Annotated in this window: 23 protein-coding genes; 18 read left to right on the forward strand and 5 right to left on the reverse strand. The window is 44.8% G+C overall.

Translation table 11 applies throughout. From position 1 onward, the window contains the following. Positions 1-15: 15 nt before the first annotated feature. The gene (locus PNUC_RS04720; protein ID WP_011902747.1) at positions 16-885 is read right to left on the reverse strand and encodes an AAA family ATPase; all 870 of its coding nucleotides are present in this window, start codon (positions 883-885) and stop codon (positions 16-18) included. A 207-nt stretch (positions 886-1092) separates the two neighbouring features. Here PNUC_RS04720 and PNUC_RS04725 point away from each other — a divergent pair, with 207 nt between their 5' ends. Both PNUC_RS04725 and PNUC_RS04730 read left to right on the forward strand, forming a co-directional pair. Then, positions 1093-1425 (forward strand): c-type cytochrome, encoded by a 333-nt coding sequence (locus PNUC_RS04725; protein ID WP_143070055.1) that lies wholly within the window; start codon positions 1093-1095, stop codon positions 1423-1425. Between the two features lie 13 nt (positions 1426-1438). Then, complete coding sequence (locus PNUC_RS04730) at positions 1439-1804, forward strand: c-type cytochrome (protein ID WP_011902749.1); 366 nt, start codon at positions 1439-1441, stop codon at positions 1802-1804. A 66-nt stretch (positions 1805-1870) separates the two neighbouring features. Here the strand turns inward: PNUC_RS04730 and PNUC_RS04735 are convergent, their stop codons facing one another. After that, a complete protein-coding gene (locus PNUC_RS04735; RefSeq protein WP_011902750.1) occupies positions 1871-2509 on the reverse strand; it encodes a GntR family transcriptional regulator in 639 nt (212 codons plus the stop codon). Positions 2510-2570: 61 nt separating this feature from the next. Between PNUC_RS04735 and scpA the strand changes: the two genes are divergently transcribed. Genes scpA through PNUC_RS04775 form a run of 8 tightly spaced genes read left to right on the forward strand, consistent with a single transcriptional unit; the run spans position 2571 to position 11761 of the window. Then, entirely contained in the window at positions 2571-4790 is a 2220-nt protein-coding gene (gene scpA, locus PNUC_RS04740; RefSeq protein ID WP_011902751.1) for a methylmalonyl-CoA mutase, read from the forward strand. Positions 4791-4805: 15 nt separating this feature from the next. Next, complete coding sequence (meaB, locus tag PNUC_RS04745; protein WP_011902752.1) at positions 4806-5831, forward strand: methylmalonyl Co-A mutase-associated GTPase MeaB; 1026 nt, start codon at positions 4806-4808, stop codon at positions 5829-5831. Positions 5832-5841: 10 nt separating this feature from the next. Further along, a complete protein-coding gene (locus tag PNUC_RS04750; protein ID WP_011902753.1) occupies positions 5842-7374 on the forward strand; it encodes an acyl-CoA carboxylase subunit beta in 1533 nt (510 codons plus the stop codon). Between the two features lie 27 nt (positions 7375-7401). After that, complete coding sequence (gene accC, locus PNUC_RS04755) at positions 7402-9426, forward strand: acetyl-CoA carboxylase biotin carboxylase subunit (protein WP_174249839.1); 2025 nt, start codon at positions 7402-7404, stop codon at positions 9424-9426. A 15-nt stretch (positions 9427-9441) separates the two neighbouring features. Next, on the forward strand, positions 9442-9909 hold the full coding sequence (locus PNUC_RS04760; RefSeq protein ID WP_011902755.1) for a VOC family protein: 468 nt from the start codon (positions 9442-9444) through the stop codon (positions 9907-9909). A 33-nt stretch (positions 9910-9942) separates the two neighbouring features. Beyond that, positions 9943-10677, forward strand: a complete 735-nt coding sequence (tsaB, locus tag PNUC_RS04765; RefSeq protein ID WP_071540367.1) for a tRNA (adenosine(37)-N6)-threonylcarbamoyltransferase complex dimerization subunit type 1 TsaB — start codon at positions 9943-9945, stop codon at positions 10675-10677. Next, positions 10677-11225 carry a GNAT family N-acetyltransferase gene (locus PNUC_RS04770; RefSeq protein ID WP_011902757.1) on the forward strand — a complete coding sequence of 183 codons (549 nt, stop codon included), beginning with the start codon at positions 10677-10679 and terminating at the stop codon, positions 11223-11225. Before tsaB ends, PNUC_RS04770 begins: the two co-directional genes overlap by 1 nt. Then, a complete protein-coding gene (locus PNUC_RS04775; RefSeq protein ID WP_011902758.1) occupies positions 11222-11761 on the forward strand; it encodes a uracil-DNA glycosylase family protein in 540 nt (179 codons plus the stop codon). Before PNUC_RS04770 ends, PNUC_RS04775 begins: the two co-directional genes overlap by 4 nt. A gap of 41 nt (positions 11762-11802) precedes the next feature. Here the strand turns inward: PNUC_RS04775 and lplT are convergent, their stop codons facing one another. Next, positions 11803-13122: a lysophospholipid transporter LplT gene (gene lplT, locus PNUC_RS04780; protein WP_011902759.1), complete on the reverse strand. Its 1320-nt coding sequence runs from the start codon at positions 13120-13122 to the stop codon at positions 11803-11805. 73 nt (positions 13123-13195) lie between these two features. Here lplT and alr point away from each other — a divergent pair, with 73 nt between their 5' ends. Continuing rightward, positions 13196-14296, forward strand: a complete 1101-nt coding sequence (gene alr, locus PNUC_RS04785; RefSeq protein WP_048812246.1) for an alanine racemase — start codon at positions 13196-13198, stop codon at positions 14294-14296. Positions 14297-14367: 71 nt separating this feature from the next. Here the strand turns inward: alr and PNUC_RS04790 are convergent, their stop codons facing one another. Continuing rightward, positions 14368-15255: an outer membrane protein assembly factor BamD gene (locus PNUC_RS04790; RefSeq protein WP_011902761.1), complete on the reverse strand. Its 888-nt coding sequence runs from the start codon at positions 15253-15255 to the stop codon at positions 14368-14370. 20 nt (positions 15256-15275) lie between these two features. On the opposite strand from PNUC_RS04790, the gene PNUC_RS04795 reads away from it, so the two are divergent. From PNUC_RS04795 to PNUC_RS04825, 7 genes are all read left to right on the forward strand, one after another. Continuing rightward, complete coding sequence (locus PNUC_RS04795; RefSeq protein ID WP_048812091.1) at positions 15276-16316, forward strand: RluA family pseudouridine synthase; 1041 nt, start codon at positions 15276-15278, stop codon at positions 16314-16316. Then, positions 16313-17098, forward strand: a complete 786-nt coding sequence (gene pgeF / locus PNUC_RS04800; RefSeq protein WP_011902763.1) for a peptidoglycan editing factor PgeF — start codon at positions 16313-16315, stop codon at positions 17096-17098. Before PNUC_RS04795 ends, pgeF begins: the two co-directional genes overlap by 4 nt. Positions 17099-17217: 119 nt before the next feature. Further along, a complete protein-coding gene (gene phaC / locus PNUC_RS04805; RefSeq protein WP_011902764.1) occupies positions 17218-18849 on the forward strand; it encodes a class I poly(R)-hydroxyalkanoic acid synthase in 1632 nt (543 codons plus the stop codon). Between the two features lie 41 nt (positions 18850-18890). Then, entirely contained in the window at positions 18891-19631 is a 741-nt protein-coding gene (locus PNUC_RS04810; protein ID WP_011902765.1) for a 3-ketoacyl-ACP reductase, read from the forward strand. A 110-nt stretch (positions 19632-19741) separates the two neighbouring features. Next, entirely contained in the window at positions 19742-20302 is a 561-nt protein-coding gene (gene phaR, locus PNUC_RS04815; RefSeq protein ID WP_011902766.1) for a polyhydroxyalkanoate synthesis repressor PhaR, read from the forward strand. A 2-nt stretch (positions 20303-20304) separates the two neighbouring features. Beyond that, positions 20305-21663 carry a 30S ribosomal protein S12 methylthiotransferase RimO gene (gene rimO / locus PNUC_RS04820; protein WP_011902767.1) on the forward strand — a complete coding sequence of 453 codons (1359 nt, stop codon included), beginning with the start codon at positions 20305-20307 and terminating at the stop codon, positions 21661-21663. A gap of 81 nt (positions 21664-21744) precedes the next feature. After that, a complete protein-coding gene (locus PNUC_RS04825; protein WP_011902768.1) occupies positions 21745-22929 on the forward strand; it encodes an acetyl-CoA C-acyltransferase family protein in 1185 nt (394 codons plus the stop codon). A gap of 40 nt (positions 22930-22969) precedes the next feature. On the opposite strand, the gene serB is transcribed toward PNUC_RS04825, so the two are convergent. After that, complete coding sequence (gene serB, locus PNUC_RS04830; RefSeq protein ID WP_011902769.1) at positions 22970-23860, reverse strand: phosphoserine phosphatase SerB; 891 nt, start codon at positions 23858-23860, stop codon at positions 22970-22972. Between the last annotated feature and the right edge of the window lie 2 nt (positions 23861-23862).

Here is a 23862-nt window from a genome sequence, read left to right on the forward strand (position 1 = left end):
ATGAGCTAAGTTTTATTAGCGATGATTGCGATTCATCGTCACAAGACGCTCAAACAAATGAACATCTTGCTCGTTCTTTAGTAGCGCTCCATGAAGAGGTGGAACGACAATTTTTTCCTCTTGGCTGTAAAGGGCCTCCGGAGGTATGTCTTCAGCTAGCAAGAGTTTTAACCAATCAATTAATTCGGATGTGGATGGCTTTTTCTTTAGGCCGGGTAGGGAACGTATCTGGTAAAAGGCTTTGAGGGCAGCTTCGAGTAGATCTTGCTTAATATTGGGATGGTGGACATCCACGATGCTTTGCATCGTTTGCGCATCTGGAAAGGTAATGTAATGAAAGAAACAGCGACGCAAGAAAGCATCTGGTAATTCTTTTTCATTGTTTGAGGTGATGATGACTAAAGGACGGTGTTTCGCTTTGATTAATTCACGCGTTTCATAGACATAAAATTCCATGCGATCGATTTCTCGCAATAGATCGTTTGGAAATTCAATATCTGCTTTGTCAATTTCATCGATCAACAATACGGTAGGTTCATCTGCCTCGAAGGCTTGCCACAGAACACCCTTCACAATGTAGTTGCGAATATCTTTTACTTTTTCATCGCCTAATTGAGAATCCCGCAAACGACTAACGGCATCGTATTCATATAAACCTTGTTGCGCCTTGGTAGTCGACTTAATGTGCCACTGTAATAGAGGCATCTTTAGGGCAGCCGCGACTTCTTCGGCTAACATCGTTTTTCCGGTTCCAGGCTCTCCCTTAATAAGAAGGGGGCGCTGAAGGGCAATTGCTGCATTCACCGCTAATTTCAGGTCATCGGTAGCAACGTAGCTTTGACTGCCATCAAAGCGGTTTTGGGCGGTAGATGCGGGCTTAGTCATTTTTTGGCACTTTACAGTCTTTTGTAGAGCGTACAAGTATAGGTAAATAGGGCAAATATTTCAGTATTTATACTGATTTCCAGGTCTGAAATGGCTAAAGAAAAGACTAATTTGGCAGCTCTCCGCTATACTCTCCCAAATTGATTTAAATCAAACTCATAAATACCGATTTCTATGAAAAAACACTCTATTCTGCTTAAATTACTCATGTGCGCCGGTGTGGCGTTAATGGGATTTTCAGCCCAGGCTGACGAAGTAAAAGGTAGTGCTGCAGCTGGTAACGGCAAGGTTTGGCTTTGCACTGGTTGCCATTCCATTCCTGACTATCGTGCCGACTATCCCTACGTATATAGAGTGCCTATGTTGGGTGGCCAAAATGCGGGTTACATTGCTACAGCCTTATCGGAATACAAAAAAGGCGAAAGAAAGCATCCAACCATGCGATCTATTGCTACCAGCCTATCTGATCAAGATATGGCTGATATCGGCGAATACTATGCTGCGCAAACTGCCAGCTCACCTAACAACCCATTGAAGTGATAGAGGCACGTTTATGAAATTAGCTCTAGTTACCGCAGTTTTGCTGTCCAGTATCGGTCTTGTCAACGTAGCCAATGCAGCAAGCATTGATAAGGGGCAGGCTTTAGTTGAGAAAGGTAATTGTGTTTCATGTCACGGCGCTGGTCTGAATGCACCAATCATGCCCACATACCCTAAGCTCGCCGGTCAATACCCAGATTATCTTTATTACGCTTTGAAGGCATATGAAGTGGGTGATACAAATCACTTATACGGTCGCAATAACGCCACCATGTCCTCCCTTATTAAGGCGCAAACAACGCCTTTAACAGACCAAGATTTGCGTGACATCGCTGCTTACATTGCTTCCTTACCAGGGAACTTTGTTATCAAGAAGTAAGGTTCTACTGAGCACAAATACAAAAGGCTTAGATTTTTCTAAGCCTTTTTTGTTTTCTAAATGTCTTTATTTAACCGCTTCGAGCCCGCGTGCCAAATGTTTACGCATCGCAAATTCAGCTGCGACTTGATCTCGCTTTAGTATCGCATTGAGGATTTCTCGATGCTCAATCAGTGAATTTTGTAGACGCCCCGTGCTCGTCAGAGAATCTCGACGATGTAATTTAAGAACTTTTCGTAGGTCATTTATCACGCCATTCATCCAGCGATTTCCTGCGATCTCCTGAATGAGCTCATGAAATTTGCCATTGACCTCAAAAAATTGCTCTATATCTCGATCAGCAGCTGCCTTCTCAAGTCGGTGGTGTAAGTGATCTAGCAAGTTAAGCTCAGCTTCTGTGGCTTTGCTGGCGGTAATCTTTGCTGCTTCACCTTCTAATAGGGAAAGAATGGTAAAGATTTGCTCTAAATCCTTTCTGGCAACTTCAGTGACATAAGAGCCTCGACGCATTTTGATCGTCACTAGGCCTTCAGAAGCCAATACCTTAATGGCTTCCCGCATAGGAGTTCGACTAATTCCAAATTGCTCAGCCAAGCCTTGTTCATCTAGCCAGCTTCCAGGAGCCAACTCTTTACTAAATATTTGCTCACGCAGGCGGTCAGCAACGTCTTCGTACAAGGGTCTATTATTCAGTTTTGTATTCATAATTATGAATACATGATATCTAGACAAATGACGAATAGTCAAGCAGAATTAGCAAATATCGATGCAATGCAACAAAACAATCAGGGAGTGCTTTGTGAGTTCAGACAAGAAAAGTTCATCAACCAATCCATGGCCATCATTTCCAGAAACGAATCTGGACGCTTGGAATAAATCAGCGCAAAAATCTGCCCCTAATGGCGACGTAGATAAGCTTGGTTGGAATACACCTGACGGTATTCAATTAAAAGCCTTATACACCTCTGCAGATACACAGGATCTGAATTACACAAATACATTGCCAGGATTCGAACCTTTTGTACGCGGACCCCAAGCAACAATGTATTCCGTGCGTCCATGGACGATTCGTCAATACGCTGGATTTTCAACTGCTGAAGCATCAAATGCTTTTTACCGTGAAGCATTAGCTGCTGGCGGCCAAGGCGTTTCAGTTGCATTTGATTTGGCGACGCACCGCGGTTATGACTCAGACCATCCTCGTGTAGCAGGTGATGTTGGTAAAGCTGGCGTCGCAATTGACTCAGTTGAAGATATGAAAATTTTATTTAACGGCATTCCGTTAGATAAGGTTTCTGTCTCAATGACTATGAATGGTGCTGTGCTACCTGTGCTAGCCGGCTACATCGTTGCGGGTGAAGAACAAGGCGTAAAGCAAGAAGCGCTTTCTGGAACCATACAGAATGACATTCTGAAAGAGTTCATGGTGCGCAACACCTATATCTACCCACCAGAGCCATCAATGCGCATCATTGGTGACATCATTGAATATACGGCAAAAAATATGCCGAAATTTAACTCGATCTCGATTTCGGGTTATCACATGCAAGAAGCTGGCGCAAACCAGGTATTGGAATTAGCGTTCACCTTAGCCGACGGAAGAGAGTATGTGAAGACTGCGCTTGCCAAGGGTATGGACGTGGATGGCTTTGCGGGACGCCTGTCATTCTTCTTTGCTATTGGTATGAACTTCTATTTAGAAGTTGCCAAATTACGTGCCGCTCGTTTGTTGTGGTGGCGCATTATGAAATCCTTTGAGCCAAAAAATCCAAAGTCGTTGATGTTGCGCACACACTGTCAAACTTCAGGTTGGTCTTTGACAGAGCAAGACCCCTACAACAATGTAGTGAGAACGACTGTTGAGGCAATGGCTGCTGTATTTGGCGGCACTCAGTCTTTGCATACCAATTCATTGGATGAAGCAATTGCTTTGCCATCTGAATTCTCAAGTCGCATTGCACGTAATACCCAATTAATTTTGCAGGAAGAGACTCATATCACTAGCGTGATCGACCCTTGGGCTGGTTCCTACATGATGGAGAGTTTGACTCAAGAGATGGCCGATAAAGCCTGGGAAATTATTCAAGAAGTTGATTCCATGGGTGGCATGATTAAGGCAGTCGAAAGTGGTTGGGCCAAGCTCAAGATCGAGGCCGCCGCAGCTGAAAAACAAGCCAAAATTGACTCGGGTTCAGATGTCATCGTTGGTGTTAATAAATACAAGCTAGCCAAAGAAGATCTCGTTGATGTGTTAATGATTGATAACGAGATGGTTCGCGAAGGGCAAGTAGCACGTCTTAAAGAAATCAAAGCTAAGCGTGATACTCAAAAAGTTGAAGCCGCATTAGATGCACTTACTAAAGCCGCGGAAGATCACACCGGTAACTTATTAGAGTTATCAGTCAATGCTATTCGTTTGCGCGCTACAGTAGGTGAGGTATCTGATGCATTAGAAAAGGTTTACGGGCGCCATCGCGCCGATACTCAAAAGGTGACCGGTGTGTATGCAGCCGCTTATGACTCAGCTGAAGGTTGGGCAAAACTTCAAACAGAAATCGCTGATTTTGCAAAAGATTTTGGTCGTCGCCCCCGTGTGATGATTGCTAAGCTCGGTCAGGATGGGCATGACCGCGGCGCTAAGGTTGTGGCTACCGCTTATGCGGACTTAGGGTTTGACGTTGATATTGGCCCCTTATTTCAAACTCCTGAAGAGTGCGCTCGTCAGGCCATTGAAAATGACGTTCATGCATTAGGCGTCTCAACATTAGCTGCTGGGCATAAAACGCTTGTTCCCGCCATCATTGCAGAGCTGAAAAAACAAGGCTCGGACGACATTATCGTTTTCGTTGGCGGTGTCATTCCAAGGCAGGATTACGAGTTTCTCTACGAGGCAGGGGTCAAAGGTATTTATGGCCCAGGAACACCAATTCCAGCTTCTGCAAAAGATGTACTTGAGCAGATTCGTAAATCAATGAAACCAGTTTAAGTCGGGTTTCTGAGCATGCTCGAAGCCGCTGATCTAGCGCTAGTAAATGACTTAGCTGATATTGCGTCGCTAAAGCAGCGTCGCGCATTGGCGAAGGTGATTACGTTGCTGGAGTCAACGCGTTTAGACCACCGAAAACGTGCTGACGATGTATTAAATACATTACTTCCGAAGACTGGCAAATCCTTTCGATTGGGAATTTCTGGTGTACCGGGAGTCGGTAAGTCTACGTTAATAGAAAGTCTAGGTCTTTATCTCATAGAAAAAGGTCATCGTGTAGCTGTGTTGGCTATCGATCCCACGTCAAGTTTGTCTGGCGGCTCCATATTGGGCGATAAAACCCGCATGGAGCGTTTATCTGTTTTGGATAATGCTTTTATACGACCAAGTCCTTCTTCTTTGACTCTCGGTGGAGTGGCCGAGAAAACACGTGAAGCGATGTTGGTTGCAGAAGCTGCTGGCTTTGACATCATCATTGTTGAAACAGTAGGCGTTGGCCAAAGTGAAATCGCTGTATCTGGCATGACTGATATGTTTTTGCTATTGCAATTGCCTAATGCTGGTGATGATTTGCAGGCAATTAAAAAGGGCGTAATGGAAATCGCCGACCTGATTGTGATTAATAAGGTAGACATTGATCCTGATGCCGCAATGCGTGCGCAACTATTTATCACCAGCTCTTTACGTTTACTCGGATTTCAGGGGAATCCTGATCATGCCTCTCACAACCAAGATTTTTGGCATCCAACAGTGATGACTTTAAGTGCGCTCGAAGGTAAAGGTGTCCCTGAGCTTTGGGAAAAAATCATGCACTTTGAAAAACTGCAAAGAGCAAATGGTAAGTTTGAATCTCGTCGTAAACAACAATCGGGCGCATGGATGTGGGACCGCATCGATGCAGGTTTAAAGAACGCATTTCGTAGCAATACAGCAGTGCAGGGGCTCTTACCGAGCCTTACTGCACAAGTAAATCAAGGAACCTTGGCTCCTTCAGTTGCAGCAAGACGTTTACTGGAGTCTATGGGGCATGAATTTTTCTAAGGAGTAGTTAATGAAGGAAATCATTCAACAACTAGAAGCGAAGCGTGAGCTTGCCCGTTTAGGTGGTGGGCAGAAGCGCATTCAGTCTCAGCATGCTAAAGGCAAGCTGACTGCTCGCGAACGAATTGAGCTTTTGCTCGATGCTGGCACTTTCGAAGAATGGGATATGTTTGTTGAGCATCGATGCCATGACTTTGGCATGAGTGATCAAACTGTTCCGGGAGATGGTGTTGTTACTGGTTACGGCATGATTAACGGACGTTTAGTCTTTGTATTTTCACAAGACTTTACAGTTCTTGGTGGTTCATTATCAGAAGCACATGCAGAAAAGATCTGCAAAATTATGGATCAAGCACTTAAAGTGGGCGCACCCGTTATTGGTTTAAATGACTCTGGTGGCGCACGTATTCAAGAAGGCGTTGCTTCTTTAGGTGGCTATGCTGAAATTTTCCAACGTAACGTTACAGCATCTGGTGTCATTCCCCAGATTTCCTTGATTATGGGGCCTTCAGCTGGAGGTGCAGTGTATTCACCAGCGCTTACTGACTTCATCTTTATGGTGAAAGACAGTTCATACATGTTTGTTACTGGTCCTGAGGTGGTTAAAACCGTTACTCATGAGGATGTAACTGCAGAAGAATTGGGCGGTGCCGTAACCCATTCCACAGTATCAGGTGTTTGTGACTTGGCATTTGAAAATGATGTGGATGCGATCATGATGTTGCGTCGCTTCTTCAACTATTTGCCACTCTCTAATCGCGAAAAACCACCGTTGATTAAAGGTGCCAATCGTAATGAAGAACCCGATTTTTCATTAGATACATTAGTGCCATCTAACCCAAATCAGCCTTATGACATGAAGGAGTTGATAGAGAAGATTGTGGATGATGGCGAGTTCTTTGAGTTGCAACCTGATTACGCTAAAAATATTGTGATTGGATTTGCACGTATTGAAGGTCGCTCTATTGGTATTGTTGCTAACCAACCACTGATATTAGCTGGTTGCTTGGACATCAAGGCTTCTATTAAAGCGGCGCGTTTCGTCCGCTTCTGTGATGCTTTTAATATCCCAGTAGTCACCTTGGTTGACGTTCCAGGGTTTATGCCCGGTACCGCTCAAGAATACGGCGGCATTATTAAGCATGGCGCTAAGTTGTTATATGCCTACGCTGATTGCACCGTTCCAAAGGTAACCTTAATTACCCGTAAGGCTTATGGTGGCGCATATGACGTGATGGCCTCCAAGCATTTGCGTGGTGATGTTAACTTTGCATGGCCATCTGCTGAAATTGCAGTGATGGGCCCTAAAGGCGCTGTAGAAATTATTTTCCGTGAAGAGAAATCGGATCCAGAAAAAATTACAGCACGTGAAGCCGAATATAAGGCGAAGTTTGCAAATCCATTTGTGGCAGGCCGTCGAGGTTATATCGACGATGTTATTTTGCCGCACGAGACTCGCAAGCGAATCGCGCGCTCCTTGGCGATGCTAAAAGACAAAGACTTGAAGAATCCTGCCCGTAAACACGGCAATATTCCTCTGTAAAGGCGCTGACAAATTATGACTACGAAAATGTTTAAGAAAATTCTGATTGCCAATCGCGGTGAGATTGCTTGCCGTGTAATGAAAACCGCCAAGAAGATGGGCATCAAGACCGTTGCTGTTTATTCGGAGGCCGATAAAGAAGCGCGTCACGTACAGCTTGCAGATGAGGCTGTCTGCATTGGACCAGCGCCTTCACGCGAATCTTATTTGGTAATCGATCGCATTATTCAAGCATGTAAAGATACCGGGGCTGAAGCTGTACATCCAGGATATGGATTTCTGTCTGAAAATGAACAGTTTGCCAAGCGTTGCGAAGAAGAGGGTATCGTTTTTATTGGGCCTAAGCACCAATCTATCGCAGCAATGGGCGACAAAATTGCCTCTAAAAAGCTGGCTTTAGAGGCTAAAGTTAATACGATTCCTGGTTACAACGAAGCTATCGACACTACTGAGGAAGCTGTAAAGATTGCTCAAGGCATTGGTTATCCAGTAATGATCAAAGCCTCCGCAGGTGGAGGTGGTAAAGGCTTGCGGGTTGCATTCAACGACAAAGAAGCGGCCGAAGGTTTCGCTGCTTGCAAAACTGAAGCGATGAATAGCTTTGGTGATGACAGAATTTTCATTGAGAAATTTGTAGAAGGTCCACGTCATATTGAAATTCAAGTATTAGGTGATTCCCAGGGTAATGTCGTGTATCTCAATGAGCGAGATTGCTCTATTCAACGGCGCCACCAAAAAGTCATCGAAGAAGCGCCTTCTCCTTTTATTGATCCAGCAACGCGTAAAGCAATGGGTGAACAAGCTGTTGCTTTAGCTAAAGCGGTTAATTACCAGTCTGCAGGTACTGTTGAGTTTGTGGTTGGTAAAGATAAGTCGTTCTACTTCTTAGAGATGAATACTCGTCTACAAGTCGAGCATCCGGTCACAGAAAGTATTACCGGCCTTGACCTGGTAGAGCAAATGATTCGTGTTGCTGCTGGTGAGAAGCTGGCATTCAAACAAGAAGATGTAAAACTGGATGGCTGGTCAATGGAATGTCGTATTAATGCAGATGATCCATTCCGTAACTTTTTACCATCTACCGGTCGTTTGGTTAAATATCGTCCTCCAGAGTCAGTTGATGGTGTTCGTGTAGATACAGGCGTCTATGAGGGTGGCGAGATTCCAATGTATTACGACTCAATGATCGCTAAGTTGATTGTTCACGGAAAAGATCGCACCGAAGCCATTGAAAAGATGCGTAATGCATTGAATGATTTTGTAATCCGTGGCATTCATTCCAATATTCCTTTTCAGGCTGCGTTATTGCAACATCCACGTTTTGTGAATGGCGACTTTACAACTGGGTTTATCGCTGAAGAGTATCCAGACGGATTTAAAAAGGACTCAGTGCAACCTGCCGATCCTAAGCGTTTAGCGGCATTAGCAGCATTTATGCGTTATCGCTATCTTGAGCATATCAAGATGATTGATGGTCAATTGGCTGGTCATGAGATGGTTATTGCTAAGAAGTTTGTGGTTGTTACTGGTAAGAAAACCGGTTCGATGACCGACCCTTATGAAGTACCTATTCGCGTTGAGTTAAAAGATGGTATCTATTCGGTCTACATCGATGAAGCAGATGGCGTAAGCCGCTATGACATCGTCAGCGATTGGCGCCCTGGTCAAATATGCTTGCATGCAACCATTAACGGAACCCACAAGGTTACCGCTCAGGTTGACAGAAAAGGCGTTAAATTTTATTTAGTGCTCGATGGAGCTCACTTTGAGTGCATGGTCTTAAGCCCACTTGGTGCCGAACTACAGCGTCGCATGCCAGTGAAGTTACCGCCGGATACCTCTAAGCTCGTGATGTCACCAATGCCAGGTCTGTTAACCAAGATTGCCGTAAAAGCTGGCGATGCGGTCACTGCTGGACAAAAATTGGCCTCTATTGAGGCGATGAAAATGGAGAATACACTCTCGGCAATGCAAGATGGCGTCGTAGCAGAGGTCTGTGCCAAAGAAGGTGATAGTTTGGCTGTTGATCAATTAATCATCCGTTTTGAATAATTCACTGGAAAACATATGGCCGCTAAACCATTCAAAATCTTAGGTATTCAGCAAATCGCCATTGGCGGTGAAAGTAAAGACCGCCTTAAGAAGTTGTGGGTAGATATGTTGGGCTTTGAATATAAAAGCACTTTCGTTTCTGAGCGTGAAAACGTAGATGAAGATATTTGCGCTATTGGCACTGGTGCACATGAGATTGAGGTAGATCTCATGCAGCCATTTGATGTTGAAAAAAAACCCGCAGTTCATCAAACGCCTCTCAATCATATTGGCTTATGGGTAGATGACTTGCCTAAGGCCGTTGAGTGGCTCTCAGCCAACGGCCTTCGATTTGCGCCGGGCGGTATTCGCAAGGGTGCTGCTGGATTTGACATTACTTTTGTACACCCAAAAGGCAATGATGAATTTCCAATTAGTGGAGAAGGCGTTTTAATTGAGTTAGTGCAGGCCCCTCCTGAGGTAATTGCGGGATTACGTTCATAATTTGGTTTTACACCCAATTTAAATGAGTTTCCATTGACGCACTTACTTGCTATCGACACTTCATCGGCATGGTGTTCGGTGGCTTTATCTATGCATGAGTCTGCACCGCAACTCAGGCATGAACTTGTCTCCGCAGGAGCAAGCCAACTATTACTCCCTTGGGTAGAGGATCTGTTGCAGGATGCTAACCTGCAACTGAAGGATATGGACGCCATTGCTGTTGGCATTGGCCCTGGCGCTTTTACTGGAGTTCGCTTAGGTGTGGCAGCAGTCCAGGGCTTGGCTATATCAACAAATCTACCGGTTATTCCCGTAACCAGCTTAGATGCTATCGCTGCACAGTTGTGCAAAACTCAGCAATTCAAAAAGAAACAGCCTCAATGCTTTGTAATTGCCATTGATGCCCGTATGGATGAAATCTATTGGGCCAAATATCAATCTGCCGAATCTATATCCGAGCTACCAAGGCGTTTGGGTGATATTCATCTCAGCAAACCAGAGGATATTCAGTTAGGGGGCATTCATTATTTGGCTGGTAGCGGTCTGAAGGTATTTGGAGAGCGACTTTTTGTAAATCGCACCATTTCTTCAGATGCACTAGACGCGGATATTTCGATTTCAGCTATTGGTATCTTGGAATGCGCTAAAAGGGCACTTAAGAATAATCAGCAGTGTGATGTTCATCATTTGGCGCCGCTTTACGTGAGAGATAAAGTAGCCCTCACAACCCATGAGCGTGAGATTGCATTTGGAAAGTCATCCTCCTAATGTCGCAACATGAAGATGGTGCTGAGCTCTCTTTTATGCCTATGCAAGTAGCGGATTTAGACTCAGTCTTAGAAATTGAATCTATTTCCCATATACATCCGTGGACCAAGGGAAACTTTTCTGACTCTCTAGCTGCTGGTCATTGGGCCTATTGCATACGGCCGGCCTCTGGCTCTTCCGGTGGACAAGGCAATGCACAAAGCTCCACTCAAGGGACTTATCTAGCTCCCGAGGCATTATGGGCTTACTGTATTTTGTATCCCGCTGTGGATGAATTGCATTTACTCAATATCACCGTATCTCCTAAGCTGAGAAAACTCGGGCTAGGTGCGCGGATGATGGTTGCAATAGAGGGTGTAGCAATACAGCAAAATATGCCTAGGATTATTTTGGAAGTAAGGCCTTCAAATATTCCTGCGGTAAGCCTGTATCAGAGCTTGGGATATGAAGAAATTGGTGTTCGCAAGGACTACTACCCAGCCAATCCGGAGACTGGAAAGCGTGAAGATGCAATCGTCATGGCTAAATCGATTAAGCTAACAGCATGAGCAATACACATTCCAGTTTTTTGAAAGAAATGGGCATTACCGAGTGGACCTCTCGAGAGACTTTATCGGAACCGACAGCCTCGCTTGAGCTTGCCCGCCCAGAATCTCTTAACACCGATCAAAACGCTTCCCCAATGTCTGAACGTAACTCTACTGGCAAGTGGTGGTTCTTTGGTGCCAAACCCCAGGGTGACACTCAAACGCTGTTTAATAACCTCATTCGAGTTTTAGGACTGTCTTCTGACGAGTGGGAGTGGAAAAATCCAGCAGATAATTTATCTCAATTAAAAATCCCTGAAAATGGCTTTCCTTTGGTGGCCTTTGCCTTTGGTGGGCCGAGTACTCAAAAGATTACCGGTGAACGCGACCCCCTACCGCAGTTACGTGAAACAGTATTGGCCTTAAATACCGGCACGGACGACGATATTCCGGTGATTGCTTCTTTTGATTTGACTCAGGTTGTGGCCAGTCCGAAAGATAAAGCTTTTCTTTGGCAGGACCTATTACTAGCTAAATCAGTATTGCAAAATATTTAAATCTAATTTGAGCTGAAACTCAGTTCATGCGGATATGAAGCTTAGTGCTTGTGTTCGCCGATGAGATGCATTGAGTCATATTCCGCTTGGTTACGTGCATGACGTTTAATGACTAACCACATAATGACGCTGACTACCAGGCCGAATCCAATAATGACAGACTGAACTGGAAGATCCAACCAAATTAGTAATGAGTAGATAGCTAACATCGCTAATACAGAAATGTTTTCATTAAAGTTCTGCACGGCAATAGAATGTCCAGCGGACATCAATACGTGGCCGCGATGTTGTAAGAGGGCATTCATGGGAACTACAAAGTAACCAGCCAAACAGCCAACCAAAACCAATAAGAAATACGCCGGAATAAGATTTAATGAAATCTGAAATTTGCCGATAGCAAATAAACTGGTGTTAGGCAGCATATCAGAGTTATAAATCGCCATCACACAAACCACTAAGCCCATCACAATGCCGTATGGCAGGACTTTCAAAGACTTTCTAAGGGGCACACTACATGCTGCGTAGACAGCGCCAATAGCCACTCCAACTGCAGAAATGGCTTGCAAAATAGCGCCTTGGGAGAGCGTCATATGAAGTGCTACTTGTGCCCACTTAATCACGATAAATTGCAAGGTGGCGCCTGCACCCCAAAACAAAGTGGTGACAGCTAAAGAGATTTGCCCAAGACGATCATTCCATAAGGTTTTAAAACATACAGAAAAGTCTTTGATTAACTCAATCGGATTGGTCTTTTGAGACACGTAGCGTGCGCCGGTATCTGGAATCTTGAGGTTAATGAGTGCCGCAATCACATAAATCATCATGATGATGAGAATGGCTGATTCAGCCGGTGTATCAATTCCGGTGGTCACATTGGGTATGTCAATCGACAGTAGACTTTGCGAAACGGAAGCACTAATTAATACGCCACCTAGCACTGTACCCAAAATAATGGAGCTTACCGTGAGTCCCTCAATCCAACCATTTGCAGCCACTAATTTTTCTGGGGGGAGTAGTTCAGTCAATATTCCATATTTGGCAGGGGAGTAAGCCGCGGCCCCCAAACCGACAATGGCATACGAAAAAAGGGGGTGACTACCAAACAGCATTACCACGCAACCCACGAACTTAATCGTATTGGTAATGAACATGACATTGCCTTTAGGTCTGGAGTCTGCAAAGGCTCCCACAAAGGCTGCAAGCAGAACATAGGACAATACAAAGAATAATTTGAGCAAAGGCGTCATCCAGGCCGGTGCGTTAAGCTGGGCCAAGAGGGCTATTGCTGCTATGAGCAGGGCGTTATCAGCCAGCGACGAAAAAAATTGCGCCGCCATAATGATGTAAAAACTGCGGTTCATTCGTACAATCTAGTCATTAATGTAATTAAAACATGAAAGGAGGGGTGAATTGGGTGCTTCAGCTAATAGCTTGATTAATAGACCAATTTTGGCATCTATTCATACGCAGGCCTTTCGACATAATTTAAACCGAGTTCGGGAATTGGCACCAGAGTCCAAAATTTGGTCAGTTATCAAAGCAAGAGCCTACGGCCATTGCTTTGATGCCGCACTCAAAGGCCTCAGTTCTACTGATGGATTTGCTCTATTGGATATCCAAGATGCTGTTTGGTTGAGGGAGCATGGCTGGGAAGGGAGAGTCCTGCTTTTAGAGGGTTTATTTCATGAAAATGAATTAGAACTCGCTCAAGAATTGAGTTGTGACTTAGTAGTGCATTGTGAAGCTCAGGTGGAATGGCTGGAAAAGTACATTGAGCAAGGTCATAAGCCTTTTAGTATTTTTTTAAAAATGAATACCGGTATGAATCGACTGGGTTTTAAGCCAGAGGCCTATAGAACCGCCTTTCATCGACTACATGCTTTTGGATGTCGGATGCATCACATGACCCATTTTGCTAACGCTGATCAAGCAGATCAACGCCCCACTGTAGGCGAACAACAAGAGGTATTTGAGCGAACGATTGATGGTCTATCTGGACCCACCTCCCTTGCGAACTCAGCTGCCATCCTATGGCATCGAAATGCCTTAGGGGGCTGGATTCGCCCCGGCATTATGTTGTACGGCGCTTCACCAACTGGCATTTACGCTGACATTGAGCATGCCCATTTGAAGGCCGTTATGCAACTTCAAAGTGAAATTATTGATATTCAAGAATTGAAGGCTGGTGATGGCGTGGGGTATGGTGGCCGCTATCAAGCACCAGAAGCGATGAGAATAGGTATCGTGGCCTGCGGCTATGCTGATGGCTATCCACGTACCGCTAAAGACGGAACGCCTGTGTGGGTGAGTATTGGGGCTGAGGACGGTAACGGTATTGTTTGCCCCATCGTAGGACGTGTATCCATGGATATGTTGACTATTGACTTGCGTAATGCACCCCAAGCCAAAATTGGCAGTGTTGTTGAATTATGGGGCGATCGTATTCCTGTTGATGAAGTAGCGCGAATGAGCGATACGATTGGTTATGAATTACTCTGCGCTGTTGCACCACGCGTACCGGTTGCAATTAAATAATTTTCCACTGGCTTTTAACAAATAAAAAATCCTCTACATATTTAGAGGATTTTTTATTGGGCGCTAGAAAATTACTTATTCCAGAACTGCCACCATTTAACTTCTTTTTTTACCCGCTGACCTGTCTCTAGCATTGTGCTATCTGGGAAGTTCAAGGCAAATACCCGGGCCGAGTCATTGCTAAGTTGTGTCAGCCCTAGCTTCTCATAGGATTTCACTAAAATATAGAGGGCCTCCTCAACGGCGGGTGCACGATCATAGTCGCGGATTACCAGCTGAGCGCGGTTTGCAGAGGCTAAATAGGCCCCGCGTTGATAGTAGAAGCGAGCCACATTGACATCAGCTTCAGCTAAAGAATTCACGATATAGCGCATTCGATCCAATGAATCGGGTGCATATTTACTATCTGGGAAGCGATCTACAACAGTCTTAAAAGATTCGAAGGCTTCTTTTGCTGCCTTAGGGTCTCGTTCGCTGAGATCTTGGCCGGTGAAATTACCTAGCCAGCCTAAATCATCATTAAATGTGATCAAGCCTTTGAGGTAATACGCATAATCCAATGTTGGACTGCCTTGATGCAATTTGATGAAGCGATCAATGGCAATTAATGCTTGCGCCTGCTCTTGGGCTTTCCAATAGCAATAAGCAGAATTAATTTGAGCTTGTTGAGAATACGGCCCAAAAGGAAAGCGCGCCTCTAGTTTTTCAAAATATTTACCGCATTTCGCAAAATCCGCATCATTCATTTTGTCGGTAGCTTCAGAGTAGAGCTTTGCTTCTGGCCAAATATCGGTGTCGTCTTTTTTGCCCTCGCTACCTGCGCATCCGCCAAGTAGGATGAGTGCAAAAATGATTGCTAAAAGTAGTGCAAAAGTGCGACTAAAAATGGCTGAAAAGCCTCTTTGGGGTGAAGAGGGTCCAGCAAGCCTTAAACTGGCGTCTGATATTACGTCGGACATAACTGAAAGGCTCTTTAAGCGTGGCATTGCCGCAAACTCCTGAATCGAATCCTGTTGATTATATCGATGATGAGGATTTCATCTCTCTGGAAATTCCATTGGAGATGGCTGGTGAACGCCTGGACAAGGTGTTGGCTGGATCTTTGCCTGATTATTCCCGTAATCGGCTCAAGGCTTGGGTTGAAGCTGGCGCAGTTATGGTTGATGGAAAAGTCACCAAAGCCAGATATTTATTGAGGGGGGGCGAGAGTGTTAAGGTATTTCCTCAAGAAATGCCTGAACAATTTGCCTTTAGCCCCGAAAACATCCCTTTGGAGGTGGTTTACGAGGATGACTCCATCATTGTGATTAACAAGCCGCCGGGATTGGTGGTACATCCTGCTGCAGGCAACTGGTCAGGCACCTTATTAAATGGCCTCTTACACCGTTTTCCAGAGTTAAAGTCTCTGCCACGCGCAGGTATTGTTCATCGTCTCGATAAGGATACGTCAGGACTAATGGTAGTGGCACGTACCGCTCACGCCCAAACCGCATTGGTTAGGCAGTTGCAAGAGCGAACGGTGGGTCGAAGATATCTAGCTTGGGTTTGGGGTGATGCGCCCAGCCAGGGCAAGGTGTTGGCCTCGGTAGGTCGTGATCAACGAGATCGCTTAAAAATGGCTGCTGGCAGTCCTCAGGGTAAGCCGGCGGCTACTTTGTTTAGACGAATCGCTAAAGGAAACGTAGAAAATGCTCCAGTGGCTTTATTGGAGTGTCGTTTGGAAACAGGGCGAACCCATCAAATCCGCGTTCATCTTGAGTCTTTAGGGTTTCCTTTGGTGGGTGACCCGGTATATCGCAAGAAAGCGCCGGGAGTTGCCAAAGCCCTATCCTTTGATCGTCAGGCGCTACATGCTTTTGCTCTGAGCCTACAGCATCCCGTTACCCAAGAATTGCAAACTTGGTTTCGTTTGCCACCCGTTGATCTAATTAACCTACTACCTCAAGTCGGCATGTCCACGCATGATTTGCCTGAAGAAGGGGTTGTCTTAGCATCTATCAAGAATGAAGTACGGGCATGATGGATGAGCAAAATAAAAACCCATATTTCTTGTTACCGCAGTGGAAGACGCCACACCGGGTGCATGCCAAGATATCAACTAGAAACGGCGGTTTAAGTCAGGCACCTTATGACTCTCTGAATTTGGGTTTGCATGTTGGTGACTCAATGAAAGCTGTTTTAGCTAATAGGACATTAGTTTCTCAATGCCTGCCAGCAGAGCCTCTATGGCTTGATCAAACTCACAGCACAGTAGTGAGCACTCCAGTAAAACGTAAAACCAATACAGCAATGCCGATTGCAGCTGATGCCATTGTTACGAATATCCCAAACGAGGTGTTGGCTATCATGACGGCCGATTGTTTGCCTGTTTTATTCGCTAGCTCTAGCGGTACTGAAGTTGGGGCAGCACATGCAGGGTGGCGTGGCCTATGCTCAGGTGTTTTGGAAAATACCGCTCACGAACTGTTGGCGCTCAATCCACAACTTAAGCCACAAGATTTAGTTACTTGGATGGGTCCGGCGATTGGTCCAAAGCGTTTTGAGGTTGGTCAGGATGTACTGGACTCTTTTAAAGCTAGCCACATTCCTTTTCCTGAAGAGGCATTTAAATCCATTGCAGATAGGCCAGGCAAATATTTAGCCGATATTTATGCCTTAGCCCGCAGTCGATTACATGCTTTTGGAATTACCCAAATTTATGGGGGTGATTTCTGTACGGTTTCAGAGTCTGAGCAATATTTTTCTTATCGCCGAGATGGCGTAACTGGAAGATTTGCCAGTTTTATCTGGATTGCAGGTTAAGAAATTCCCTTGTTACAAGTGAGGGTTATTACTGAATTAGCTGCTAGGCTAGGGTTATTGCGTATAACTCAATAGCTCTTATGCATGGAGAATGTCCTTAATTAAATAAAGAGACTACTATGTTTGCAGGTATGAATACAGGTGCAACGCCGGCTTTGGCGCCGCACCATATGGCATTAATTCCCCCGGAGCGTTTGGCGGAAATTCAAAAAGAATATTTTGCGGAGTTGGCGCACATCGCCACAAATCCAGAAGCGATTGAAGTAAAAGATCGTCGTTTTTCTGGCAAAGCATGGCACTCCTCTTGGAGTAAGGTCATTGCAGCAACCTATTTACTAAATTCAAAACATTTGATGTCCTTGGCGAAAGCGGTTGAGACGGACGAAAAAACCCGTCAGAAAATCCTATTCACTACTGAACAGATGATTGATGCTCTTTCCCCATCTAATTTCATCGCCACCAATCCCGAGGTCATGGAAAGCATTATCAGCACCCAAGGACAGTCCATTCAAAAAGGAATTGTCAATTTACTAGGGGACATGAAAAAAGGCAAAGTATCTCAAACTGATGAGAGCGCCTTTGAAGTTGGAAAAAATATTGCCACCACCGAAGGCAACGTGGTTTTTCGTAACGAGTTATTTGAATTAATTCAGTACACACCTCTGACTGAAACTGTTTTTGAGCGTCCGTTTTTAATGGTGCCTCCGTGTATCAATAAATATTACATTCTAGATTTACAACCAGATAACTCTGTTGTGCGCCATATGGTCGCACAAGGGCATACCGTATTTTTAGTTTCCTGGAAAAACCCAGATGCATCAATGGCAAAAGTTAGTTGGGATGACTATGTGGGCAAGGGCGTTATCAAGGCAATTGAAGTCGTTCAAGATATAGGTCAATCAAAGCAAATCAATGTCTTAGGATTCTGCGTAGGTGGCACACTAACTTCCTCCGCCTTGGCTGTGCTTGCCGCGCGAGATGAGCATCCGGCTGCCAGTTTGACCTTATTTACTACCTTATTAGACTTTTCCAATACTGGGATCTTGGATGTCTTCATTGATGAAGGCATGGTTGAGATGCGTGAAAATAGTATTGGCGGTAAAGGTGGAAAGTTTGGGATGATGTCTGGTTTGGACCTAGGTAATACCTTCTCATTCTTGCGCCCAAATGATTTGGTTTGGAATTACGTTGTTGAAAATTACCTTAAAGGAAATTCACCACCCCCATTTGACTTGCTTTATTGGAATGGGGATTCAACCAATTTACCAGGTGCAATGTATTGCTGGTATTTACGTCATACCTATTTGCAAAATGATTTAGTCAAACCAGGTAAGGTAACAATTTGCGGCGAAAAAATTGATCTAGGAAAGATCAAATGTCCCGCATATATATACGCCTCTCATGAGGACCATATTGTTCCTTGGCAATCCGCTTATGAGTCTACTCATATTCTTAAGGGTAAAAATCGTTTTGTCCTTGGTGCATCAGGGCACATTGCTGGGGTAATCAATCCTCCTCACAAGAACAAGCGTTACTATTTTGAGAGTGACAAAATTGCTGCCACTGCTCAAGAGTGGCTGGAAGAGGCTAAACAAATTCCTGGAAGTTGGTGGCCTAACTACACGCAATGGTTGACCAAATTTGGCGGAGAGCAAAAGCCAGCAAGCAAAACATTTGGAAATGCGAAATACAAAAAGCTGGAACCTGCGCCAGGTTTATACGTTAAAGAAAAAGCAGATCAAGTGAATTAAATACAACAACGATTAACAAAAGTTTTTTAAAGGGGAAATTGATGTCTCAAAAAATCGCATACGTAACTGGTGGTATGGGTGGTATTGGTACTGCTATTTGCCAACGCTTGGCAAAAGATGGATTTAAGGTAGTCGCTGGATGTGGCCCCAATTCGCCACGTAAAGACCGTTGGATAGCAGAGCAAAAGGTGCTTGGATATGATTTCATTGCCTCTGAGGGCAATGTTTCTGATTGGGATAGCACTGTCGCTGCCTTTGAGAAGGTCAAGGCTGAAGTTGGTCGTGTAGATGTTTTGGTGAATAACGCTGGCATTACCCGAGATAGCGTTTTCCGCAAAATGACCCCTGATGCTTGGAAGGCTGTGATTGACACCAACCTCAACTCATTGTTTAACGTCACAAAACAAGTGATTGATGACATGGTCGATAACAACTGGGGCCGTATTATTAATATCTCCTCAGTAAATGGTCAAAAAGGCCAATTTGGTCAAGCCAACTATTCCACTGCTAAGGCTGGTCTGCACGGTTTCACAATGGCGTTGGCTCAAGAAGTCGCAACCAAAGGCGTCACCGTAAATACAGTGTCTCCAGGCTATATAGGCACCGATATGGTTAAGGCGATTCGTGAAGATGTATTAGAAAAAATCGTTTCCGGTATTCCGGTTAAGCGTCTGGGAACTCCGGATGAGATAGCTTCGATCTGTTGTTGGATTGCATCGGATGATGGTGGCTATGCTACTGGGGCTGATTTCTCCTTAAACGGCGGTATCCATACTGGCTAAACCAGTAATTTTGGCTTTTTGGAGTAGGCGCAACACGACATATTTACCTTTTATATAAAGTAGGGATAAACTATGTCGATGTTGCGTTGCAGTAAAGAGTAAGGAAAATCATGGTTACCCGCGCTAAACGAGTTGGTGAAGATCGACTCATTAAGAAATACCCCAATCGTCGTCTTTACGACACCCAGACAAGTACGTACGTCACATTGGCCGATATCAAGGGCTTAGTGATGGGCAGTGAGAACTTCAAGGTAGTTGATGCTAAGACTGACGAAGACCTTACCCGCAATATCCTATTGCAAATAATTCTTGAAGAAGAGGCTGGTGGAGCACCTGTTTTTTCTACCCAGATGCTCTCTCAAATTATTCGTTTTTACGGTAATTCGATGCAAGGTTTGATGGGAAATTATCTCGAAAAGACAATGCAATCGTTTGTTGATATACACAACAAGCTAGGCGATCAAACTAAAGGGTTGGGCGCAGGCAGTACACCTGAAGCTTGGTCTCAAATGATGAATCTCAAAAACCCACTCATGCAAGGTTTGATGGGAAACTACATGGAGCAAAGCAAGGATTTGTTTGTGAAGATGCAAGAGCAATTGCAGGGCTCACAAAATCTGTTTGGGTCTTTCCCATTCACACCTCACCCTAACAAAACCGAAAAAGAATAGTTGTGGTTGGGAAAATTGGTTTTGTATCCTTGGGATGCCCCAAGGCTTTAGTTGATTCTGAACTCATCCTCACTCAACTGAGTGCTGAGGGCTATGAAACTGCTAAAGACTATTCAGGCGCTGATCTTGTTGTTGTTAATACTTGTGGCTTTATTGATTCAGCAGTAGAGGAGAGTCTTTCCGCTATCGGAGAAGCGCTTGCTGAAAATGGCAAGGTAATTGTGACGGGTTGTTTGGGTGCAAGGAAAAATGCTGATGGCTCAGATTTGATTCTGAGCATTCACCCTAAAGTCCTTGCAGTTACAGGCCCGCATGCTACTGATGAGGTAATGCAAGCTATTCACCTGCATTTACCCAAACCCCATGATCCGTTTACCGATTTAGTGCCGCCAGCCGGTGTAAAACTCACGCCAAAACATTACGCGTATTTAAAAATTTCTGAAGGATGCAACCATCGATGCACCTTCTGCATTATTCCGAGTCTTCGTGGTGATTTGGTTTCAAGACCGATAGGTGAGGTTTTGTTAGAAGCCAAACGTCTGTTTGAGTCAGGCGTAAAAGAGTTGCTAGTGGTCTCTCAAGATACCAGTGCTTATGGTGTTGATATTCAATACCGTACAGGTTTTTGGGATGGTAAGCCTGTTAAAACGCGTATGTTCGATTTGGTCAATGCATTAAATCAAATTGCACGAGAACATCAGGCTTGGGTACGCTTACATTACGTTTATCCATACCCACATGTGGATGATATTTTGCCTTTGATGGCCGAATTCTCAGAACATGGCTATGGAGTATTGCCTTATTTAGATATCCCTTTGCAGCATGCACATCCCGATGTTCTCAAAAGAATGAAGCGACCAGCAAGTGGCGAGAAAAATTTAGAACGTATTTTGGCTTGGCGTGAAGCATGCCCAGACTTGGTAATACGTAGTACCTTCATCGCAGGATTCCCTGGTGAAACTGAAGAGGAGTTTGAGTACCTTCTTAATTTCTTGGAAGAAGCGCAAATTGATCGTGCAGGTTGCTTTGCATACTCTCCAGTAGAGGGTGCGAAAGCAAATGAATTAGATAATCCGGTGCCAGATGCTGTTCGAGAGGAGCGCCGAGCACGTTTTATGGCTAAGGCTGAGGATATTTCGATCAAGCGACTTGCTAAAAAAATAGGCAAAAGAGTTCAGGTGCTCATTGACCGCGTAGATGAATCTGGCGGAATTGGTCGAACCATAGGAGATGCACCCGAAATTGATGGCCTAGTGAGGGTTTTACCCCCAACCAAACCTTCAAAACGCTATCGTACTGGAGAAATCATCCGTGCAACCGTCATTAGCTCCCAAGGGCATGACCTAATAGCAGAAACTTGACGATTGCATTAAAAATACTGTTTGAGTAATTGAGTAAGTACAAATCAAGCCCAATTTTTGGGCATAGCTAAGGGGATTGATATGAGTCGTGATGTCGTTGTCTTAAGTGCAGTTCGTTCCGCAATTGGCACCTTTAATGGTTCCCTCAGTAGTTTCGAGCCTTCAGAGCTTGGTGGAATCGTCATGAAAGAAGCAGTCGCTCGCTCCGGTGTGGATCCTGCTTTGATTAATTATGTGACTGTTGGAAATACGATTCCAACAGATAGTCGTTATGCCTATGTTGCGCGTGTTGCATCCATTCAAGCTGGCTTACCAATGGAATCTGTCGCAATGGCATTGAATCGATTGTGCAGCTCTGGCTTACAAGCAATTGTGACCACAGCACAACAAATTATGTTGGGTGACTGCGATTACGGTATTGGTGGCGGTGTTGAGGTGATGTCACGCGGCATGTATGGTTCACCAGCGATGCGCAGTGGAGCGCGTATGGGCGATACCAAGATGCTTGACTTGATGGTGGCTGTTTTGACTGATCCATTTGGTGTTGGTCATATGGGTGTTACAGCAGAGAACCTAGTTGAAAAATGGAAGCTTACACGTGAAGAGCAAGACGCCTTGGCGGTTGAATCTCATCGTCGTGCTGCCAATGCAATTAAAGAAGGTCGTTTCAAATCTCAAATCGTCCCTATTACGATTAAGTCCCGCAAAGGCGATGTAGTTTTTGATACTGATGAACATTGCAAGCCAGAAACCACAATGGAAACATTGGGCAAGATGAAGGCTGTATTCAAAAAAGAAGGTGGCTCTGTTACAGCTGGCAATGCTTCAGGAATTAACGACGGTGCTGCATTCTTTGTTTTGGCCGATGCTGAAACAGCCAAGAAAGCTGGTCATAAGCCGATTGCACGCTTGGTGTCTTACGCAGTTGCAGGTGTGCCAAACCACATCATGGGTGAAGGTCCTATTCCTGCGACTAAGATTGCGCTTGAGCGTGCTGGGTTGAAATTGGAGCAAATCGATGTCATTGAATCCAATGAAGCTTTTGCTGCACAAGCATTGGCGGTAACAAAAGGCTTGGGCTTAGATCCAGCCAAGACAAACGTAAATGGTGGTGCAATTGCTTTAGGTCACCCAATTGGTTGTTCTGGCGCAGCTATTGCCACTAAAGCTATCCATGAATTACACCGCGTGCAAGGTAAATACGCTTTGGTAACCATGTGTATTGGTGGTGGCCAAGGTATTGCTACTATTTTCGAGCGCCTATAAGAGTAATAGAAAAAATTACGAAAGATCGTTTAGTGAAAGACTAAGTGATCAGCAGTAAGGCAGCATCCAAGCCGACACGGTCAAAAGCCGCGTCGGCTTTTTCTTTGACTACTGGCTTGGCTTGGTATGCAACACTAATTCCAGAGCCATTCATCATTATGAGATCGTTTGCGCCGTCGCCCATGGTGATGGCATTACTTTTATCGACGCCCAAAGCCTGGCAGGCCAGATCTAGATGAGCAGCCTTTGCAGCACCATCCACAATATCGCCCAGCACCTTACCAGTGAGCTTGCCATCAATAATTTCCAGGGTATTTGCTTGAGTTTGTTTAAATCCTAATTGCTCACGCAGTTTTTCTGTAAAGAAAGTGAAGCCGCCTGATACCAATAAGGTGTAGAGTCCGCGTTGATGAGCGCCAGCAAGTAATTCAATGGCGCCCGGATTTGGTCTCAAACGCTCCCGATAGACTGCCTCCAGGGCATCTGCATGAACGCCCTCAAGCAGGGCAACCCGTCTACGTAAACTTTCTTTAAAGTCCTTGATTTCTCCGCGCATGGTGGCTTCAGTGATTTCTGCAACCGCAGATTTCTTGCCGGTGAAATCAGCGATTTCATCAATGCACTCGATATTAATCAGTGTGGAGTCCATATCCATTGCTAGCACCCGAATAGCTTTAGGATCCAGGTCAGTCTTTAAGAAGCAAAGGTCAGAATTAAAGTTTGCCGCGGTGTTACGCAGCGCTTCTCGTTGTGGCGCGTCTAAATGGTGATTGCATTCCCAGCGAGCAGAATGGTAGATACCATTGCTAATTTGATCGCCTTGAGTATGAAGCGTGGCGCCGAAACCTAGAGCCAGGTCCTTGAGTTTAAAGATGAATTTCTCAGAAATAGGGTCTCTTGAGAGGGCTACTAGAGTTTGGTGACTTGGCATGG

Source organism: Polynucleobacter asymbioticus QLW-P1DMWA-1 (assembly GCF_000016345.1).
GTDB classification, from domain to species: Bacteria; Pseudomonadota; Gammaproteobacteria; order Burkholderiales; family Burkholderiaceae; genus Polynucleobacter; species Polynucleobacter asymbioticus.

Excerpts from the sequence above, each read along its gene's own strand:
- PNUC_RS04825 (WP_011902768.1), top strand. The coding sequence starts at position 21,745 with ATGAGTCGTGATGTCGTTGTCTTAAGTGCAGTTCGTTCCGCAATTGGC.
- PNUC_RS04810 (WP_011902765.1), top strand. The coding sequence starts at position 18,891 with ATGTCTCAAAAAATCGCATACGTAACTGGTGGTATGGGTGGTATTGGT.
- PNUC_RS04770 (WP_011902757.1), top strand. The coding sequence starts at position 10,677 with ATGTCGCAACATGAAGATGGTGCTGAGCTCTCTTTTATGCCTATGCAA.
- scpA (WP_011902751.1), top strand. The coding sequence starts at position 2,571 with ATGCAATGCAACAAAACAATCAGGGAGTGCTTTGTGAGTTCAGACAAG.
- meaB (WP_011902752.1), top strand. The coding sequence starts at position 4,806 with ATGCTCGAAGCCGCTGATCTAGCGCTAGTAAATGACTTAGCTGATATT.
- PNUC_RS04760 (WP_011902755.1), top strand. The coding sequence starts at position 9,442 with ATGGCCGCTAAACCATTCAAAATCTTAGGTATTCAGCAAATCGCCATT.
- pgeF (WP_011902763.1), top strand. The coding sequence starts at position 16,313 with ATGATGGATGAGCAAAATAAAAACCCATATTTCTTGTTACCGCAGTGG.
- PNUC_RS04725 (WP_143070055.1), top strand. The coding sequence starts at position 1,093 with ATGTGCGCCGGTGTGGCGTTAATGGGATTTTCAGCCCAGGCTGACGAA.
- PNUC_RS04750 (WP_011902753.1), top strand. The coding sequence starts at position 5,842 with ATGAAGGAAATCATTCAACAACTAGAAGCGAAGCGTGAGCTTGCCCGT.
- accC (WP_174249839.1), top strand. The coding sequence starts at position 7,402 with ATGTTTAAGAAAATTCTGATTGCCAATCGCGGTGAGATTGCTTGCCGT.
- serB (WP_011902769.1), bottom strand. The coding sequence starts at position 23,860 with ATGCCAAGTCACCAAACTCTAGTAGCCCTCTCAAGAGACCCTATTTCT.
- PNUC_RS04790 (WP_011902761.1), bottom strand. The coding sequence starts at position 15,255 with ATGTCCGACGTAATATCAGACGCCAGTTTAAGGCTTGCTGGACCCTCT.
- PNUC_RS04735 (WP_011902750.1), bottom strand. The coding sequence starts at position 2,509 with ATGAATACAAAACTGAATAATAGACCCTTGTACGAAGACGTTGCTGAC.
- phaR (WP_011902766.1), top strand. The coding sequence starts at position 19,742 with ATGGTTACCCGCGCTAAACGAGTTGGTGAAGATCGACTCATTAAGAAA.
- PNUC_RS04730 (WP_011902749.1), top strand. The coding sequence starts at position 1,439 with ATGAAATTAGCTCTAGTTACCGCAGTTTTGCTGTCCAGTATCGGTCTT.
- PNUC_RS04720 (WP_011902747.1), bottom strand. The coding sequence starts at position 885 with ATGACTAAGCCCGCATCTACCGCCCAAAACCGCTTTGATGGCAGTCAA.
- phaC (WP_011902764.1), top strand. The coding sequence starts at position 17,218 with ATGTTTGCAGGTATGAATACAGGTGCAACGCCGGCTTTGGCGCCGCAC.
- lplT (WP_011902759.1), bottom strand. The coding sequence starts at position 13,122 with ATGAACCGCAGTTTTTACATCATTATGGCGGCGCAATTTTTTTCGTCG.
- PNUC_RS04775 (WP_011902758.1), top strand. The coding sequence starts at position 11,222 with ATGAGCAATACACATTCCAGTTTTTTGAAAGAAATGGGCATTACCGAG.